The sequence below is a fragment of the Bacillus sp. SRB_331 genome (assembly GCF_003264175.1).
GTDB classification, from domain to species: Bacteria; Bacillota; Bacilli; order Bacillales; family Bacillaceae_G; genus Bacillus_A; species Bacillus_A mycoides.
This window is the reverse complement of the sequence record NZ_NADV01000093.1, coordinates 1-3335: the sequence shown is the minus strand read 5'-3', so window position 1 is coordinate 3335 and position 3335 is coordinate 1. Positions and strand designations below refer to the sequence as shown.

Sequence of the window (3335 nt, the reverse complement as noted above, 5' to 3'; positions counted from 1 at the left end):
TTTCTTAAGTTGATGGGCATGTATGATGACCCCTTATAGTACGATAGGGCACGTTAATCGAGGATGAAGGCATGAAGGCTAACGACTCTGATTTTTTTTAAATATCCCTAATAAAAAAATTGGATGTAAATACCAAATGGCTAAGTAAAGCCTTTTTAGAAACAAGCACCAAATCAAGCGCATATTTTCACTCACACAGGTAACATTAGTACTTGTAAGATCCAAACACATCCCTTAGGAGGTTTTCATCATGGGCTTTTTTGATTTATTTAACGAAGAAGGAACTCAAAAGGAAACTCGAAAAAAGGTACGTGAAGTAGATCGCTCTGCCGATACAGAATTTGCAGCAGAAGACGTACATCTTGATCTTCGTGCTGAAGAATTGGAGATCGACAAACACCGTGTGGAGACTGGTGATGTGACGCTTCATAAGGACATTGTTGAGGAAGAACAATCAGTGAATGTCCCTGTTTTACATGATCAAGTCGTTATTGAACAAAGAGCCGTTGATCACGAACCAACAGATGAACCAATTACAGAAGAAGAAACGATTCACATTCCAGTAACTGCTGAAAAAATTGATGTAGAAAAGCATACGGTCGTCACTGGTGAAGTCTCTGCTCATAAACGTTCGGTTCAAGAAATAGAACAAGTACGCGACGTACTTCGTAAAGAAGTTGCAGATGTTGAATCGCATGGTAATACAGATATTATCAAAGAGGACTAATTGTGCCTACCTACTTAACTTCTAGTTAAGTAGGTTTCTTTCCATCCTCATATATAAAAAAGAACTTCAGGAGGTCCTATGGGAAAGTATATTACTATTGGTGTGATAATCGGTAGCATAATCGGTTGGGTAACAGGTTTTACAATCGTAACAGGACTCGTTATAGGAGCACTCGTAGGCGGCATTAGTTATACAATGAATTCGAGAAGGAACATCGACAAACCGACTAAAAAAACAAATGAAATTAAAGAAAAAACGCTTCAATTACGAGAAGAGCAACTGGAAATAAAAAAAAACGAGTACAAATAGGGGAGGTAAAGGTTCATAAAGAAGTCGTCGAAGAACAGAAAACGTTCACTGTTCCTATTAAGCGTGAAGTATTAGTAATAGAAGCAGGAAATGAGGAGGAACTTCGAATTCCTCTGAAAGAAGAAGAAATTGAAATAAACAAACACCCCGTGCAAGTAAATAAAGTATTGGTTACAAAACGTCAAATAGAAGAAATAAAACAAATAAAGGAAAAGCTAAAAAAAGAAACAGCACAAGTTTACGTTACAGGTGATGATGCGGATGTCATAAAAAAGCCGCCTTCTGTAACAAAGGACTAAACCATTTCCCGCCTTATTCGGGTAGGATAGGTGAAGGCGCTAACCAACCCCTACTCCTTTTAACGTAACCTTCGAGACCACCTTCACCTCCAACAATCAACAGCGCTGCATTTGATAACACTATTGCAGTCAACTGCATCACAATTGAATGAGGAGGTAACTCATCAAACACAATCGAATGAACTTTTTCATGTTCTAGAGCCTCATCAGCCTACATAAGACCTCAAGATCTTCTTTTTTTCTCTTTCAAAGAAGTGGTACCGTCTCCCCAATAGGAAGAAAAAGATAATTTGTGGTGAAAATTCGCTAAATATTGCTTGATATGGGGTCTCGCCACATCACCATCAAGCTAAAGAGAAATTGTATCCATAAAACGAAAAAACGTTATTCTTTCTGTAGAATCATAGGAAAGGATGGCGTTTTTGATATGAACTTATCTATTTCTAATGAACTAGAATTGTTTTCTAAAGAGTTGCAGCGATATATGTCACCTGATGCTTTAGAGCAATTAGCTAAAAATGTAGGATTTGTGAAACGAAAAAGTAAATACCGCGCACAAGATTTAGTGGCCCTATGTATTTGGTTAAGTCGAAACATAGCCCATACTTCATTGACACAATTATGTAGTCAGTTAGAAGCTAACACAGGCATTTCTATGAGTCCAGAAGGACTCAATCAACGTTTTAATTCCCAGGCTGTTCTGTTTTTACAACAGCTCTTAGCATATTTACTTCACCAACAAGTTGGTTCTTCTATTCTTCTAGCAAGATTCCAACTTTGTATACAAACTATTTTCGACGTATTCGTGTATTGGATTCTACACATTTTCAGATTCCAGATAAATTCACTTCTACATATCAAGGTTCAGGTGGTAGTGGTCAAAATGCTGGCGTGAAAATTCAACTAGAGTATGATTTACTAAGTGGTCAGTTTCTACATGTTCATGTAGGATCAGGAAAGCACAATGATAAAACGTATGGTTCTACTTGTTTAACGTCCCTTCAACCGAACGATGTATGTATACGTGATTTAGGATACTTCGATTTAAAAGACTTACATACGATAAAAAAGTGTAATGCTTATTTTATTTCAAGATTAAAGCTCAATACACGTATATATCAGAAGAATAAAGAGCCTGAATACTTTCAAAATGGAACAATAAAAAAGCACTCTGAGTACATCCAATTAGATATGGAGCAATTCATTGACCAATTACAGTCAGGTGAAACATATGAAATTCCTGAGATTTATATTGGAATGTATCAAAAGCTTCCTGCAAGACTAATTTTGTATAAATTAACTGAAACGCAAATGAAACGTAGACAAAAGGATTTAGCATCTAAAGAACACAAAAAGCAAATTACCTATAAAGAACGCAGTAAACGGCTTAGTGCGATTAACTTTTACATTACAAATATCCCTTCGGAATACCTACCAAAAGAACAAGTATACGATTTTTACTCTTTACGGTGACAAATTGAACTTATCTTTAAAACATGGAAATCATTTTTTCGTATTCATCACTGTAATTCTGTAAAATTAGAACGATTAGAGTGTCATTTATACGGACAGTTAATTAGTATCCTCCTTTGTTCCTCCACTATGTTTCAAATGCGCCAATTACTCCTCACCAAGAAGAAACGAGAGTTGAGTGAATATAAAGCGATTTATATCATCAAAGATTATTTTCCACTTCTTTATCAAGCTTTACAAAAAGACACTCAAGAGATATCAAAGATACTACTTCGTTTGTTCAATCTTCTACAGAAAAATGGGCGAAAATCCCATAGGTATGAGAAGAAAACAGTCTTTGATATCTTAGGCGTCGTATACAACTTTTCTATGTCCCACAATCAAGTAGCGTAATCTAAAAAAATTATAACCCGATAGGGTTTATTTAGTATGCAAATATTTAAAGAACTTACACTGGACCTTTAGAAAAAAGAAATAATCTCACGTGAGAATAAACTTATATAATCTTAGCTTGATGGGCATGGGGT

At 35.7% G+C, this 3335-nt stretch carries 3 protein-coding genes and 1 pseudogene; all 4 read left to right on the top strand.

All coding sequences use genetic code 11. The annotated features are described in order from the left end of the window. Nucleotides 1–250: 250 nt before the first annotated feature. A complete protein-coding gene (locus B5P42_RS31320; protein WP_016119337.1) occupies nt 251–727 on the top strand; it encodes a YsnF/AvaK domain-containing protein in 477 nt (158 codons plus the stop codon). 78 nt (nt 728–805) lie between these two features. Beyond that, nucleotides 806–1036, top strand: a complete 231-nt coding sequence (locus B5P42_RS33040) for a hypothetical protein (RefSeq protein WP_256492907.1) — start codon at nt 806–808, stop codon at nt 1034–1036. Continuing rightward, complete coding sequence (locus B5P42_RS33035) at nt 991–1335, top strand: YsnF/AvaK domain-containing protein (protein WP_309251514.1); 345 nt, start codon at nt 991–993, stop codon at nt 1333–1335. The genes B5P42_RS33040 and B5P42_RS33035 overlap by 46 nt, the downstream gene beginning before the upstream one ends. A gap of 427 nt (nt 1336–1762) precedes the next feature. Beyond that, nucleotides 1763–3201 (top strand): annotated as a pseudogene (locus tag B5P42_RS31310) (IS4 family transposase). Nucleotides 3202–3335: the final 134 nt, after the last annotated feature.